This window comes from Streptosporangium sp. NPDC049644 (assembly GCF_040675205.1).
Classification (GTDB): Bacteria; Actinomycetota; Actinomycetes; order Streptosporangiales; family Streptosporangiaceae; genus Streptosporangium; species Streptosporangium fukuiense.
Genome location: NZ_JBFAOJ010000019.1, coordinates 1 through 14,037, shown reverse-complemented (window position 1 = coordinate 14,037; position 14,037 = coordinate 1). Strand labels below are relative to the sequence as shown.

12 protein-coding genes and 1 pseudogene are annotated in these 14,037 nt (G+C 70.5%); 12 read left to right on the top strand and 1 reads right to left on the bottom strand.

All coding sequences use genetic code 11. The features are described from left to right. Positions 1-30 precede the first annotated feature (30 nt). From AB0J58_RS13950 to AB0J58_RS13940, 3 genes are read left to right on the top strand one after another with little or no spacing between them, the layout of a single operon-like run. Positions 31-1,059, top strand: coding sequence for an ABC transporter substrate-binding protein (locus AB0J58_RS13950; RefSeq protein ID WP_364214760.1), 1,029 nt, complete (start codon positions 31-33; stop codon positions 1,057-1,059). Beyond that, the gene (locus AB0J58_RS13945; protein WP_364214757.1) at positions 1,052-2,275 is read left to right on the top strand and encodes a glycosyltransferase; all 1,224 of its coding nucleotides are present in this window, start codon (positions 1,052-1,054) and stop codon (positions 2,273-2,275) included. Before AB0J58_RS13950 ends, AB0J58_RS13945 begins: the two co-directional genes overlap by 8 nt. Next, the gene (locus AB0J58_RS13940) at positions 2,272-4,236 is read left to right on the top strand and encodes a hypothetical protein (protein ID WP_364214754.1); all 1,965 of its coding nucleotides are present in this window, start codon (positions 2,272-2,274) and stop codon (positions 4,234-4,236) included. The genes AB0J58_RS13945 and AB0J58_RS13940 overlap by 4 nt, the downstream gene beginning before the upstream one ends. Positions 4,237-4,331: 95 nt before the next feature. Here AB0J58_RS13940 and AB0J58_RS13935 read toward each other — a convergent pair whose 3' ends face one another. Further along, positions 4,332-5,222, bottom strand: a complete 891-nt coding sequence (locus AB0J58_RS13935) for a peptidylprolyl isomerase (RefSeq protein ID WP_364214752.1) — start codon at positions 5,220-5,222, stop codon at positions 4,332-4,334. A gap of 202 nt (positions 5,223-5,424) precedes the next feature. Here AB0J58_RS13935 and AB0J58_RS13930 point away from each other — a divergent pair, with 202 nt between their 5' ends. The 9 genes and pseudogenes from AB0J58_RS13930 to AB0J58_RS13890 all read left to right on the top strand — a co-directional run. Further along, on the top strand, positions 5,425-5,886 hold the full coding sequence (locus AB0J58_RS13930; protein ID WP_364214749.1) for a hypothetical protein: 462 nt from the start codon (positions 5,425-5,427) through the stop codon (positions 5,884-5,886). Between the two features lie 31 nt (positions 5,887-5,917). Further along, a complete protein-coding gene (locus AB0J58_RS13925; RefSeq protein ID WP_364214746.1) occupies positions 5,918-7,228 on the top strand; it encodes a replication-associated recombination protein A in 1,311 nt (436 codons plus the stop codon). Positions 7,229-7,435: 207 nt separating this feature from the next. Beyond that, positions 7,436-7,828 carry a DUF948 domain-containing protein gene (locus AB0J58_RS13920; RefSeq protein ID WP_343966394.1) on the top strand — a complete coding sequence of 131 codons (393 nt, stop codon included), beginning with the start codon at positions 7,436-7,438 and terminating at the stop codon, positions 7,826-7,828. Then, positions 7,825-8,079, top strand: coding sequence for a hypothetical protein (locus AB0J58_RS13915; protein ID WP_343966392.1), 255 nt, complete (start codon positions 7,825-7,827; stop codon positions 8,077-8,079). Before AB0J58_RS13920 ends, AB0J58_RS13915 begins: the two co-directional genes overlap by 4 nt. A 1-nt stretch (position 8,080) precedes the next feature. After that, positions 8,081-10,753 carry an alanine--tRNA ligase gene (alaS, locus tag AB0J58_RS13910; protein WP_364214744.1) on the top strand — a complete coding sequence of 891 codons (2,673 nt, stop codon included), beginning with the start codon at positions 8,081-8,083 and terminating at the stop codon, positions 10,751-10,753. 52 nt (positions 10,754-10,805) lie between these two features. Continuing rightward, positions 10,806-11,315 carry a Holliday junction resolvase RuvX gene (gene ruvX / locus AB0J58_RS13905; RefSeq protein ID WP_364214960.1) on the top strand — a complete coding sequence of 170 codons (510 nt, stop codon included), beginning with the start codon at positions 10,806-10,808 and terminating at the stop codon, positions 11,313-11,315. Then, a complete protein-coding gene (mltG, locus tag AB0J58_RS13900; protein ID WP_364214741.1) occupies positions 11,312-12,352 on the top strand; it encodes an endolytic transglycosylase MltG in 1,041 nt (346 codons plus the stop codon). The genes ruvX and mltG (AB0J58_RS13900) overlap by 4 nt, the downstream gene beginning before the upstream one ends. A gap of 163 nt (positions 12,353-12,515) precedes the next feature. Next, entirely contained in the window at positions 12,516-13,691 is a 1,176-nt protein-coding gene (gene mltG / locus AB0J58_RS13895; RefSeq protein ID WP_364214738.1) for an endolytic transglycosylase MltG, read from the top strand. Continuing rightward, positions 13,685-14,037 (top strand): annotated as a pseudogene (locus AB0J58_RS13890) (shikimate dehydrogenase); the annotation flags it as partial. The gene mltG (AB0J58_RS13895) and the pseudogene AB0J58_RS13890, both read left to right, overlap by 7 nt.

Sequence of the window (14,037 nt, the reverse complement as noted above, 5' to 3'; positions counted from 1 at the left end):
AGAACGGCACGAGAAATGGATGGACTCAGGGTGGATCGGCTCTCTCGGCGCGGTTTCCTCCGCACCACCACGGTTTTGGGCGGGCTCGGCGCCGCCGGAATGCTCACCGCGTGTTCCTCGGCCACCGGCAACGCGACCGAGGGCGGCGGGAAGGCGGTACGCACCCAGCTGTCCTGGCTGAAGACCGTCACCTTCGCGGGCTTCTACATCGCCGAGCAGCAGGGCTACTTCAGGGACGAGGGACTGTCCGCGCCGCTCCTCGCGGGCGGGCCGAACATCCCCGACACCGTCAGCGTCGTCGCCGCGGGGGGTGCGGACGTCGCGCTGGTCGACTTCGCCGCGCTGGTCAAGGCCCGCGAGAGCGAGGCCGACCTGGTGGCCGTCGGCGCCGTCTTCCAGGAGACTCCCGGAGGTTTCGTCAGCCTCGCAGCCAACCCGGTACGCACGGCACAGGAACTCGTCGGCCGCAGGATCGGCCTGTCACCCGGCGCCGAGGTGCTGGTGGAGGCGATCCTGAAGGTCAACAACCTGCCCGTCCGCTACGAGCGGGTGCCGGTGGGCGCCGGAACCGGTCCCCTCACCAAGAAGGAGTGCGACGTGATGGCCTGCTACGTCACCGCCCAACCCCTCGCGCTGGAACAGCAGGGTGTCGACGTGGTCAGCGTGACCCAGGGAGAGCTCGGCCTGCCCGACTACGCGCTGGTGATGGCCGTCCGGCGTGCCGACCTCCAGGCCGACCGGGCGCGCTTCGCCGCCTACCTGCGCGCCGTGATCCGCGGCTACCGGCACAACGTCAAGGACCCCGAACTGGGGGTCAGACTCACCCTGGAGAGGTACGGCAAGGATCTCGGGCTCGACGCCGAGGCGGTCCGGCGCGAGAACGAGGTGCAGAACGATCTCATCCGCGGCGGTGCCGACGTGGGGGGACTGGGCCACATCGATCCCGTCCGGCTGGCGGGTCCCGTCTACGCCGGGCTCAGAGCCAGGGGCATCGGCACGCTCCCGCCCGTCTCCGAGCTACTCGACACCGCCCTGTTGCGGGAGGCAGTCGTTGACTGACCATCAGGTTCCGGACATCTCGGTCGTCATCCCCACCTACAACCGATCGAGGGAGTTGGACCGCACCCTGCACACCCTGGCTCGCCAGGACCTGCCCCGGGACCGATACGAGGTGATCGTCGCCGACGACGGCTCGTCCGACGACACGCGAACCGTGGTCGAGAGCCACGCCGGCGCTCTTCACCTGGGCTACGTGTACCAGGAGGACCTTGGGTTCCGGGCCGGGCAGGCCCGCAACCTCGGCGCGGCACAGGCCCGCGGCCGGCTCCTGGTCTTCCTGGACAGCGGCACTCTCGCCTCCCGCCGGCTGCTGACCGGGCACCTGAGCGCGCACGAGGGCGGTGGCCGAGCGGTGATCGGCTACGTCTTCGGCTACGACCACGACGTCAGCGGCCGAGTCCGGCGTGACGACCTCGGCGACACCCCCGACGAGCTGATCGAGCGGTTCGTCCGGGCCGGCCGTCACCTGGACATGCGCGAGCCGAGTTACCGGAGTCTCGGCGACGCGCTGGAGGAGTACGCCGCTCCATGGATCTTCTTCTGGACCGCCAACGTGTCCGTCGCGGCGGACGACTTCCGGGCGCTCGGCGGTTTCGACCCCGACTTCGTGGGCTGGAGCGGGGAGGACGTCGAACTCGGCCGGCGCCTGTACGAGAAGGGGCTGACCTTCGTCCTGGCCCGGGAGGCGGCGAGCGTCGAGATCCCCCACGAGCGTGACCTGGACGCGCTACGTCCCAGCTACGACAGGCACGCGCTGCTCACGCTGAGAAAACACGTCGATCCGGTCGTCGAGGTCTCCACCGTCTGCTGGGCGCACGAGCTGCACCCCCGCCTCGCCGAACTGCGCGCCGCCACCGCGACCCGGTTCGATCTGGCGCGATCCTGGCCGGAGACCGGGACCACGGGTCCGGGCCGCTCGACCGTCCTGTTCGGAGCCGACTGCCTGGCCGCGGTGGCGGGCGGTGACCTCTGCCTCGAACCCGATCCCAGGCTGGCGGAGGAGGCCCGCCGCCGTGTCCCGGGCATCGAGATCCTGCCGCTGTACGGGTTCCGCACGCTGCTCGAACCCGACGCCTTCGACCACTGCCTGCTCGCCCCCTCGCTGCGGGCCTATCCTCGCTGGGCGCTGGAACTTCTGGAGGCCGAGGCGGCCAGGATCGGCCGACGGGTCAGCTGGTTGCCCGCACGGGCCACCGGCCGGCACGAGGAACGATGATGGCCCCCGCCCCGCGCATCAGTGTGGCCGTCATGTATCACCCGGCCAGGCAGGAAAGGCTTGCCCGGCTCGCCCGCGCGTGCCTGCCGCTGCGGATCGTCCCTGTCGCCGACCCAGATCCCGGTTCCTTCCCCAGCCCGCTGCGGACGGCGAAACGGGCCTGGGCGGCGTACGGCGCGGACGCCACCCACCACCTCGTTCTCCAGGACGACGTGCTGCCGGTGGACGGGTTCTCCACTCACCTGCTCGCCGCGGTCACCGCCAGGCCTGACGACGTGCTCGCCCTCTACGCGCACTGGAACTCCCCCTACAACTCCTACGCGATTCGCCAGGCGGCGGCGGGCGGCGCGCCGTGGGCGCGCCTGGTTCCCGGAGAGTGGACTCCGGCGCAGGGACTCGTCTTGCCGGTCGCGCTGGCCGCGGAGCTCGGCGAGTACCTGGCGGATGTTCCCGACCATGTCCGCGACGACGACACGTTGATCGATCGCTTCCTGCGCGAACGGGACCGGTGCGCGCTGGCGGCCGTGCCCCATCTGCTCGACCACGACGAGGTCGCCAGCGTCGCGGGGAACGCCGGTCACGGTGTGCGGCGCGCCACCGTGCTCCTCCCTGGAGCGGATCTTCCCCCCGGGCACTGGTCGGCACCGCCGCGCTTCGACAAGGGGGCGGTGATGCGCGCCGCGGGCGCCCGTGACTGGGACTTCTCGGTGACCTTCGCCTTCGCCGGCTGCTTCCTCGGTTTCCTGCGACCGGTGAACGACGACTGTGTCCGGCATCCTTTCGGGCGGTGGAGCGACTGGTGCGGGGTGCTCGGTCTCGGCCGGGCGGACGTCCTCGGCCCCCTGGAGGCGTTCCTCGGCTCCTCGGCCGGCCGTGACCTCGCCGGTGTCCTCGAAGGCGCCGGGACGTCGCCGGAGATCGCGGCTGAGCTGTGGGCGGCCGCCTTCCTCCTCGGTACCGATGCCGCCGATGGGGCGCCGGCGGGCCCGCTCACCGCACGTCTGCGGCGGGCCGTGATCACCAGCTGGGTCGACTCCGGGCTCTCCGGCACCGAGAAGGCGCGGCTCACCCCCGCGGCGCGCTCGGCACTGGTCGAGCTGGGAGTCGAGGGCCTGGCGCGCGGCCTGGCGCACGGCCCGGTCCCCGGAAGCGGACGGCCCGTGATGTCATGGGGGCCGCTGCCCGGCGACGGCGCGGCCACCGAGGCGGAGGCCTCGCCCGATGACCGTACCGTCGCCGGCCTCGTCCGCCTGCTGGCCGCAAGGGAGGCGGAGGGACTCCAGCGGACGGTGTGCCACCCCGGCCTCCTGACGGTCGAGGTCGTCGTCTGCCCCGTCTGTGAGGCCGGAGCCGAGCAGGCCGCCGCCCACCTCGGGAAGACGGAGTTCTTCCCCCTGCGGGTGGTGTCTTCGGCGAGGCCGGGGGAGAGCGGCGCGGCCGATCCGCCGCGGTTGCGGATGCTCGGGTGCGAGCGCCTCCCCGTCCACGGGCTGAGCCTGGTGGGGCACGTGCGAGAACGCCTGCCGGAGGTCTCCGGCGAGTTCGTCACCCGATCGGCCTTCCTGCTGGACAACGGGTTCCCACTCGACCTGCCCGACCCGCCGGCCGCCCTGAGGGCGGTGAACGCGGCAGAGCGATGGGCCGACGCCCTCTTCGATGGCGGCCTGTCGGCGTCCACCGCCCCGGCCGTCATGGTCGTTCCCTCGGCCCCCCTTCTCCGCCGACGGCCACCGGCGGCTGCCGGCGGCTGGATCGGGGAGGTGGGCCGGTACGACCTGGAGCTGGAGAGCCACCCGCTCACCCCGCATGCCCCCGCGCCGCCGCCGGGGCACGCCATCGGCGACTACGCCGCGCTCCGCGACGATCTCCTCCGGCGACGGCTGACTGAGATCACCCGCAACCATCCGCCGGGCCCCCGGGTGAACGGCAGGCTGGACCCCGCGCGGTTCGTGCGCCACTGACGGGCACCCGCCACGTCCCGCCCCGGAGACGACAGAACGCGCCGGCGGTCACCCCGCCGGCGCGTTCCGATGGCGGCGAGCCGCCGCGGGTCAGGCTAGGAGAGCCGTACCGTCTTGATGATCACGGGGATCTTGGGAGCGTTGGAGCCGCCGTCGCCGGTGATGTCGTCGGGGTTGGTGATCCAGCCGCCCTTGTAGATCTTTTCGAGGATCTCCATGCCCTGGGAGACCACGCCGAAGGGGGTGTAGGCCTTCTCCACCTGGTCGGTCTCGTCGGCCAGCGAGATCCAGAACTGGCTGCCGTTCTGGTTGACGGCGTCGGACGCCTGGGCCACCGCGACCGTGCCCTTGGTGTACGGCATCCCGCCGAGGTTCTCGCTGTCGTAGACGTAGCCCGAGCTGCCCTGACCGTCGGTGGGGTTCTTGCCGTCGGCCTTGGCCTGCGGGTCGCCGCACTGCAGCAGGCCCAGGCCGGAGTTCTCCGGGGTGGCCAGGCGGTGGCACTTGGTGTTGTCGAAGAAGTGCTTCCTGGCCAGGAAGGCGAAGGAGTTGACCGTGCAGGGGGCCTGCGCGGTCGCCAGGTCGATCACGACGTCACCGTGGTTGGTGGTGATCGTCATGGTCTTCAACTTCAGGTTGGGCTTGGTCGGCGGCCTGCCCACGTTCTTCATCGGGCTGCCGCTGGTGTCCTTGCGGTAGGAACAGGTCGTGTCGGCCGGGGCGGCCGTGATGCCCGGCTCGGGCGTCGCGACAGGATCCTCGGACGGTGTGCTGCTCGCGTCGGGCGTCGCGGCGGCCTGGACGTTCTTGTCGTCACCTCCGAGGAGCCTCACTCCGGCGAACAGGCCTCCCGCGACGACGACCACCGCGATGACCGCTCCGATGACGGCGTTCCGCTTCGACGTGCTCTTCTGCTGCTCAGCACGCTTCGCCTGCCGCTCTTTGTGCTCCCGAGCCAACTGGCTCTGGCGGTCCTCGGCGCTCACCGCTATGTCCTCCAGGATTACTGTTACATGACTTACGGACTGGCGGAAAGCGTACCGGCCCTAACGTGTGCTGCATGTAAGTGGCGGAATTCGCTAGATGGGGACAGAGGGGAAAGACCGGGATCTCTTCACACTCCCCATAACTCGTTCATGGTGAGATCCGTACCTGCCGATGACGAGCCACGCACCACCGGAGCACTCCATGTTCGACGAGATCCTCGGTCTGCCCCTTCACCCCCTGGTCGTCCACGCCGCCGTGGTCCTGACCCCGCTCCTGGCGGTGCTCGCCGTCGCGTACGCGCTGCTGCCCCGTACCCGCCCCGTGCTCACCTGGGCGGTGGTCGGGCTCGCCCCGATCGTGCCGGTGAGCGTCTTCGTGGCACGGGAGAGCGGGGAGTCGCTGGAGGAGGGCCGTTTCGCCTCCGCGAGCGGGCAGCTCGGTGAGCGCATAGCCGAGCACGCGGGCTTCAGCATCCCCCTGCTGCTCGTCACCCTCGCCCTCGGAGTGATGTCGCTGGCTCTCGTCCACGTCTCGCGCGGGGACCGGTTCGGCCGTTCGGCGGGGCCGGCCGTCTCGGCGCTGACCGTGGTCCTGGCCGCCGTCGCGCTCTACTACGTGTTGCGGGCCGGGCACAGCGGGGCCGTCGCCGTCTGGGGGAACTGAGGCGCGGCCGGGCAACGGTACTGTCTCAGGAGTGGACAGCCTGTTCGATTCGGCGGCGGAGGAGGCCCATCGTGGCCAGGAGCCCCTGGCGGTGCGGATGCGCCCCAGGAGCCTGGACGAGGTGATCGGCCAGCGGCACCTGCTGGGCCCCGGTACGCCGCTGCGCCGCCTCGTCGAGGCCGAGGCGCCGATGTCGCTCTTCCTCTGGGGCCCGCCGGGCACCGGCAAGACCACCCTCGCCTACGTGGTGGCGGGCGTCACCGAACGCCGCTTCGTGGAGGTCTCCGCGGTGTCGGCGGGTGTCAAGGAGGTCCGCGCGGCCATCGAGCAGGCACGGCGGGAGCTGGGCATGTCCGGCCGCCAGACCGTCCTGTTCGTCGACGAGGTGCACCGCTTCAACAAGGCGCAGCAGGACGCCCTGCTGCCCGCCGTGGAGAACCGCTGGGTCACTTTCATCGGCGCCACCACGGAGAACCCCTTCTTCTCCGTCATCTCGCCCCTGCTGTCGCGCTCGCTGCTGCTGACCCTGGAGTCGCTGTCTGAAGACGACATCCGGGTGGTGCTGGAGCGCGCCGTCGCCGACCCGCGCGGCCTGGAGGGAAGGGTGCGCCTGGCGCCCGAGGCCGCCGAGCATCTGGTGCGGCTGGCCGGCGGCGACGCCCGCAGGTCGCTCACCTACCTGGAGGCCGCCGCGCTGATCGCCGACGGCGAGGTCACCGTCGAGGTGGTGGAGCGGGCGGTGGACAAGGCCGCCGTGCGCTACGACCGTCAAGGCGACCAGCACTACGACGTGATCAGTGGTTTCATCAAGAGCATGCGGGGCTCCGACGCCGACGCCGCGCTGCACTACCTCGCCCGGATGGTCGAGGCGGGCGAGGACCCCCGGTTCATCGCCCGCAGGATCGTCATCTTCGCCTCCGAGGACGTCGGCATGGCCGATCCCACCTGCCTGCAGGTCGCGGTGGCCGCGGCCCAGGCGGTGGAGTTCATCGGCCTGCCGGAGGGGCGGCTCAACCTGGCCCAGGCGGTCATCCACTGCGCGCTGGCCCCCAAGTCCAACGCGGTGATCAATGCCATCGGCGCCGCCTCCGAGGACGTGCGGCGCGGCAACATCGGCCATGTCCCCGACCATCTGCGTGACGCCCACTATCCCGGAGCCAAGAAGCTCGGCCACGGCAAGGGCTACAGGTACCCCCACGACTTCGAGCACGGCCTGGTCCGCCAGGAGTACGCGCCCGAGGAGCTCAGGGACCGGCGCTACTACCGGCCCACCCGGCACGGCGCCGAGGCGGGCTTCGCCGACCGCTGGTCCAGGATCCGCGCCTTCCTGCGCGGAGGGTGACCTGCCGTGCCGCGCGCCCGGTCTCGCGGCTCGTCCCGCTCACACCGCCCGGTTCTCGGGACGCGGGTCCCAGGGAGGACCGGACCCGGCCCGGAGGCATGAGCCGGCGGCGCGCGGTAAGTGAGGATGAGTGATATCGGGCACGATAGGGTTTTGCCAATCCACCCGACCACGGCCGGGGTCACCTATGAGGGGACGGGTCCGCACATGCTTACCGCAGGAGAGGTCGCGGGGCTGATCGTCGCGATGGCCTGGGCGATCCTGGTCTGTTTCATGGCCGTCGTCATGGTCAGGCTGGCTCGCCTGCTCACCGAGACCACCAAGATGGTCTCCCAGCTGGGCGACCGCGTCGTGCCGCTGCTGGAGGACGTGTCGGCCGCCGTCGGCGAGACCAACCGTCAACTGGTCGCCATCGAGGCGATCACCAGGGACGTCAAGCAGGTCAGCGGGCACGTGGCCAAGGTCAGCGACATCACCCAGAACCTGGTCACCGGGCCGCTGATCAAGGTCGCGGCCCTCGGCCACGGCGTCCGCCGGGCCGTGGGCGCCCGCAGGCGCGCCAGGCCGGCCGCGCAGGCGCTGGAAAGGCGGCGGAGATGATCCGCAGGCTGTTCTACATGGGCCTGGGCGCGTTCGGCGCGCTGTGGGTCATGCGTAAGCTTCAGGCACTGCACCCGAACCACCTGGCCCGCCGGGCCGTTCGGAACGCGGGCGGGGTCCTGGAGCAGGCGCGGGATCTCGCGGAGGACGCCCTGCGAGGTGCGGCCGAGCGGGAAACCGAGTTGCGATCCAGGTTCGGGCTCGACACTGTGGAAGACCCCTATCACTCCAACGTAAAGGATGGCCGCTGACATGGAGTCGGCAGAGATCGCCCGCCGCTTCCTGCGCTTCTTCGAGGAGCGTGGGCACACCGTTGTGCCCTCGGCCAGCCTCATCGCCGAGGACCCGACGCTGCTTCTGGTCAACGCGGGCATGGTGCCCTTCAAGCCCTACTTCCTGGGCCAGCAGAAGCCGCCCTACAAGCGGGCCACCAGCGCGCAGAAGGTCGTCAGGACCCTCGACATCGACGAGGTCGGCAAGACGACCAGGCACGCCAGCTTCTTCCAGATGCTCGGGAACTTCTCCTTCGGCGACTACTTCAAGGAGCAGGCGATCCCGTTCGCCTGGGAGCTGCTGACCAAGCCCGAGTCCGAGGGCGGGTTCGGCTTCCCCGAGGACCGCCTCTGGGTCACCGTCTACCTCGACGACGACGAGGCCGCCGACATCTGGCACCGGAAGGCCGGAGTGCCGCTGGAGCGCATCCAGCGTCGTGACCTGGCGGACAACTACTGGCACATGGGCGTGCCGGGCCCCGGCGGGCCGTGCAGCGAGATCTACTACGACCGCGGTGCCGAGTACGGGCGCGAGGGTGGTCCGATCGTCGACGAGAACCGCTACCTCGAGGTGTGGAACAACGTCTTCATGCAGTTCCAGCTCGGTGCGGTCCGCAGCAAGACCGACTTCGACATCGCCGGTGAGCTGCCGGCCAAGAGCGTCGACACGGGCATGGGCCTGGAGCGCATGGCGGCGATCCTGCAGGGCGTCGACAACATCTACGAGATCGACACCACGTACAAGATCCTTGACCGGGCCGCGGAGCTCACCAGGACGCGCTACGGCCGCGACGAGCGCGCCGACGTCTCGCTGCGGGTCGTCGCCGACCACGTCAGGACCGGCGTGATGCTCGTGGCCGACGGGGTGCTGCCCTCCAACGAGGGCCGGGGATACGTGCTCCGCCGCATCCTGCGCCGTGCCATCCGCAACCTTCGCCTGCTCGGCGCGGGCGAGGAGCGCTACATGCACGAGCTCACCGCGGTGACCGTCGATGTCATGGGCCAGCAGTACGCGGAACTCAAGGCCGACGCCCCGCAGATCCACGGCGTCATCGACGCGGAGGAGGGGTCCTTCCTCGGCACCCTCCGCACCGGCACCGCGATCTTCGATGTGGCGGCGGAGGAGACCAAGCGCAAGGGGCAGGGCACGCTCGCGGCCGACCAGGCCTTCCAGCTCCACGACACCTACGGGTTCCCGATCGACCTGACCCTGGAGATGGCCTCCGAGCAGGGGCTGCAGGTCGACGAGGAGGGCTTCCGCCGGCTGATGAAGGAGCAGCGCGACCGGGCCAAGGCCGACGCCGCCTCCAAGAAGACCGGCAACGCCGACATCTCGGTCTTCGGCCAGATCCTGGAGAAGGCCGGCAAGGTCGAGTTCCTCGGCTACGACCACGTGACGGCCGAGGCCGAGGTCGCCGGCCTCCTCGTCGACGGCGCCTCCGTCGCCGCGGCGGGCGCGGGCACGACGGTCGAGGTCGTGCTGAGCCGCACCCCGTTCTACGCCGAGGGGGGCGGCCAGCTCTCCGACCAGGGCCTCATCCGCACCGGCGGGGCCGAGGTGGAGATCGTGGACGTGCAGTCCCCGGTCGCCGGCCTCGTCGTGCACCGGGGCAAGGTCCGCACCGGGGAGATCCGGGTGGGCGAGACGGCCCAGGCCGAGATCGACGTCGAGCGGCGCCGGGCCATCTCCCGCAGCCACACCGCCACCCACCTGGTGCACCGGGGCTTCCGCAACGCGCTGGGCGAGACCGCGGCGCAGGCCGGCTCCGAGAACTCGCCGGGCCGCTTCCGCTTCGACTTCACCGCCGCGGGCGCCGTGCCGCCCAGCGTGTTGCGCGACGTCGAGGACGAGGTCAACGCGGTCCTGATCAACGACCTGCGGGTCAACGCCTTCCACACCTCCCAGGCCGAGGCCCGCGCGATGGGCGCGCTGGCCCTGTTCGGTGAGAAGTACGGCGACACCGTCCGCATCGTCGAGGTCGGTGAGTACTCCCGCGAGCTCTGCGGTGGCACCCACGTCGCCAGCTCCGGGCAGCTGGGCCTGGTCAAGGTGCTGGGTGAGGCCTCGATCGGTGCGGGTGTGCGCCGGGTGGAGGCCCTGGTCGGCCTCGACGCGTTCCGCTTCCTGGCCAGGGAGAGTGTCCTCGTCGCCCAGTTGTCGGAGCAGCTCAAGGCCCGCAGGGAGGAGCTCCCCGAACGCGTCGAGGGCATCGTCTCCCGGTTGCGCTCCGCGGAGAAGGAACTGGCCACGTTGCGTTCGGCCCAGGCGCTCGCCGGTGCGGGGGAGATGGCGGGAAACGCCCGTGATCTGCATGGAGTCTCCGTTGTGACGCACCGTGCGCCTGATGGAACATCCCCTGATGATCTGCGTAAACTCGCCCTTGACGTGCGCGGCCGGTTCCCGAGCGACCGCGCCGCGGTCGTCGTCGTCGCCGGTGTCCCCAACGACCGGCCGGTCGTCGTGGCCGCGGTCAACGAGGTGGGACGCGACCGGGGTCTGAAGGCGGGCCGCCTGGTCGGCGTCGCCGCGAAGGCACTCGGAGGTGGCGGTGGCGGCAAGGATGACGTCGCTCAGGGAGGCGGTGTGCGTCCCGAGGCGATCGACGAGGCACTCGCGGCCGTCGAGCAGGCGATCACGCAGACGCTCACCTGATGGGGAACGACACTCTCGCGCCGCGGCCGGTACGAGGGTGGAGACAGAGATGATGAGAAACGGCATTCGGCTGGGTGTCGACGTCGGCTCGGTCCGTATCGGCGTGGCCAGGAGCGATCCCTCGGGGTTGCTGGCCACGCCGGTGGAGACCGTCCGGCGCGGCAAGGGCGACCTCGACCGGCTCGCGGAGATCACGGCCGAGTACGAGGTCGTCGAGGTGGTGGTCGGCCTGCCGACCTCGCTCTCCGGGCGGGAGGGGCAGGCGGCGGTCGTCGCCCGTGACTTCGCGAGCCGGATCGCACTCCGGCTGGCGCCCGTCCCGGTGCGGCTGTTCGACGAGCGGCTGACCACCGTCACCGCCCAGCAGGGGCTGCGGGCCAGCGGGGTGAAGGCGAAGAACCAGCGCGGTGTGGTGGACCAGGCCGCCGCCGTCGTGCTGCTCCAGGCGGCACTGGACGCCGAACGAGCCACCGGCAGGCCTCCCGGCAGCCCAGTCGAGCCTCCGGGCGGAAGGCCCGGTGACAGGCCCGCCGAGAGGCCGGGCGGCGGGACCGTTCGGTGAGCCGCCCGCGGCGGATATGGCCGCTGGTGGCCGGGGCGTCGGCGCTCGCCGTCGCCGCCGGGACGGCGGCCGGGATCTTCGCGGTCCGCCCCTATCTGATGCCCGCCGACTTCGAGGGGCCGGGTTCCGGCACGGTCGTCGTCGAGATCCCCGAGGGGGCGAGCGCCGACGCGATCGGGCTGGCGCTGGCCGACGCCGGAGTGGTGGCGAGTGCCAGGGCGTTCGTCCACGCGGCACAGGAGCAGGCCAGGACGGGCAGCCTGCGCCCCGGCCACTTCAGGCTCCGCAGGGGCATGGACGCCCGCTCGGCACTCGGCATGCTGGTGGCGCCCGAGTCGCGGATGGTGCGCAGGGTCACCGTCCCCGAGGGGCTCCGCCTGCCCGAACTGCTCGACCGGCTCGCCGAGGGCACCGGCATTCGCCGGGCCGACCTGACCAGAGCCGCGGACGACGCGCGGGCGCTGGGCCTGCCACGGTACGCCAGGAACGCCGAGGGCTTCCTGTTCCCCGCCACCTACGAGATCGAGCCCGACACGACCGCTCAGGACGTGCTGGTCGCGATGGTGGAACGTTACAAACAGGCCGCCGAGCAACTCGACCTCAAGGAGCGGGCCGCCAGGAAGCGGCTGACCCCCCTGGAGGCTGTCACGATGGCGAGCATCGTCCAGGCGGAGGGCGGGCGGGACCCGGACTATCCGAAGATCGCTAGAGTGATCTACAACCGGATCAGGGCAGGAACCCCACTTCAACTGGACACCACGGTGCTGTACGCGCAGAGGCGCAGGACCCTGGAGGTGTCCGAGAAGGACACCGAGGTGAGGTCTCCGTACAACACCTATCGCAGACCTGGCCTGCCCCCCGGACCCATCGCGAACCCCGGGGAGAAGGCGTTGATCGCGGCACTTCGGCCAGATCAAGGTGATTGGTTCTGGTTTGTAACCACAGATCCGGAGCATAGAATCACGAAATTCACTGACAAAGAGAGTGAGTTTGTGAGATACCGGGAAGAGCTGAACAGATACCTCGGGAAGCGTTGATGCCCGGCGGAACACCCCTCGTTCCGTCGCATGCGGCGCCCCGTACCCGCGAACCAGACGACCACTCCCGGAAAACCGGGAGGTCTGGCCGGGGGCTTTCCTTCGGTTTGGCACACCCGCTTGACGCCAGGCCGTCCCTAGCGGGAGATTGGCCAGCGTCTCTATGAACGATCTCGATATGGACTTCCTGGTCGGCTCCGACGACGAAGGTCGGCCGGGCCGAAAATCTCGCGCGTCCTCAGGACGCGACTCCGGCGGCCGGCGTGGCCGGCGTAGGAAGCGCCGCCGCAACCGGGGCGGCTTCCTCGCCCCCATGCTCGCGGTCATCGTGCTGCTCGGCGGCATCGGCGCCGCCGGCTTCTACGGCTACACCTGGGTCCGTGACGTGATGACCCCGGACGACTACACCGGCCCCGGGTCCGGCGAGGTCGTCGTGGAGATCAAGGACGGCCAGAACGCCTCCGACGTCGCCCAGACCCTGGAGGAGCAGGGCGTGGTGAAGAGCGTCAAAGCCTTCGTCAACGCCGTCGCCCAGGCGGGCAAGAGTTCCTCCCTGCAGCCTGGCGAATACGCCATGCGCAAGCAGATGGCGGCCGCGGAGGCCGTCAAGCTTCTCGATCCGGAGAAGCGGCTGCTGGAGAGGATCACTCTCAAGGAGGGGCTGCGCCTGATCGACACCCTCAAGCAGCTTGCCGAGAAGACCGGAAAGCCGCTCAGGGAGTTCCAGCAGGCGGCCAAGAACGGCCGGAAGCTCGGCCTGCCGTCCTACGCCAGGGGCCGGCTGGAGGGCTACGCCTTCCCGGCCACCTACGAGATCAGGCCCAAGATGACGCCCTCCGAGATCCTGGGCGCACTGGTCGAGCGCTTCAAGCAGACGGCGGAGAAGGACGACCTGCAGGGCAAGGCCAAGGAGCTCGGGCGCACTCCGCACGAGATCATGACGATCGCCAGCATCGTCCAGGCCGAGTCCGGCACCAAGGAGGACATGGGCAAGGTGGCCCGCGTCATCTACAACCGGCTCGCCGGCAACCCCCGCCTCAATCTGTCGATGGACAGCACCGTGATGTACGGGCTGAACAAGTACGGCATCGAGTCCTCCCACAAGGACCTTGAGAGCACCTCGCCCTACAACACCTACAGGTTCGCGGGCCTGCCTCCCGGGCCGATCGCCAACCCGGGCGACGACGCCATCCAGGCGGCGCTCAACCCCACCAAGGGTGACTGGGGCTGGTTCGTGACCACCTGCCCGGCGAAGCAGCTCACCAAGTTCGCCTCGACGGAGGCGGATTTCTTCGCGCTCAAGGCCGAGTACGAGAGAAACAAGGGGAACGGATGCTGAGAGCGGCGGTCCTGGGGTCACCGATCGCCCACTCGCTCTCCCCGTACCTGCACCGCGCCGCCTACGAGGGCATGGGCCTGCACGACTGGCGGTACGAGGCGATCGAGTGCGACGAGGCCGGGCTCCCCGGCCTCCTCGACGGGCTGGACGCCGGCTGGGCGGGGCTCTCGCTCACCATGCCGCTCAAGCGGGCCGTGCTGCCGCTGCTCGACACCGTCTCGGAACTCGCACTCCAGGTGGGCGGGGTCAACACGGTGATCCTGCGTGACGGCGTCCGGCACGGGGACAACACCGACGTGTACGGCATCGTCCGGGCGCTCGCGGAGGCGGGCGTGGCCACGCCCGC

Coding starts and splice junctions, on each gene's coding strand:
- AB0J58_RS13940 (WP_364214754.1), top strand. CDS start 2,272: ATGATGGCCCCCGCCCCGCGCATCAGTGTGGCCGTCATGTATCACCCG.
- AB0J58_RS13930 (WP_364214749.1), top strand. CDS start 5,425: ATGTTCGACGAGATCCTCGGTCTGCCCCTTCACCCCCTGGTCGTCCAC.
- AB0J58_RS13920 (WP_343966394.1), top strand. CDS start 7,436: ATGCTTACCGCAGGAGAGGTCGCGGGGCTGATCGTCGCGATGGCCTGG.
- AB0J58_RS13915 (WP_343966392.1), top strand. CDS start 7,825: ATGATCCGCAGGCTGTTCTACATGGGCCTGGGCGCGTTCGGCGCGCTG.
- alaS (WP_364214744.1), top strand. CDS start 8,081: ATGGAGTCGGCAGAGATCGCCCGCCGCTTCCTGCGCTTCTTCGAGGAG.
- ruvX (WP_364214960.1), top strand. CDS start 10,806: ATGAGAAACGGCATTCGGCTGGGTGTCGACGTCGGCTCGGTCCGTATC.
- mltG (WP_364214738.1), top strand. CDS start 12,516: ATGAACGATCTCGATATGGACTTCCTGGTCGGCTCCGACGACGAAGGT.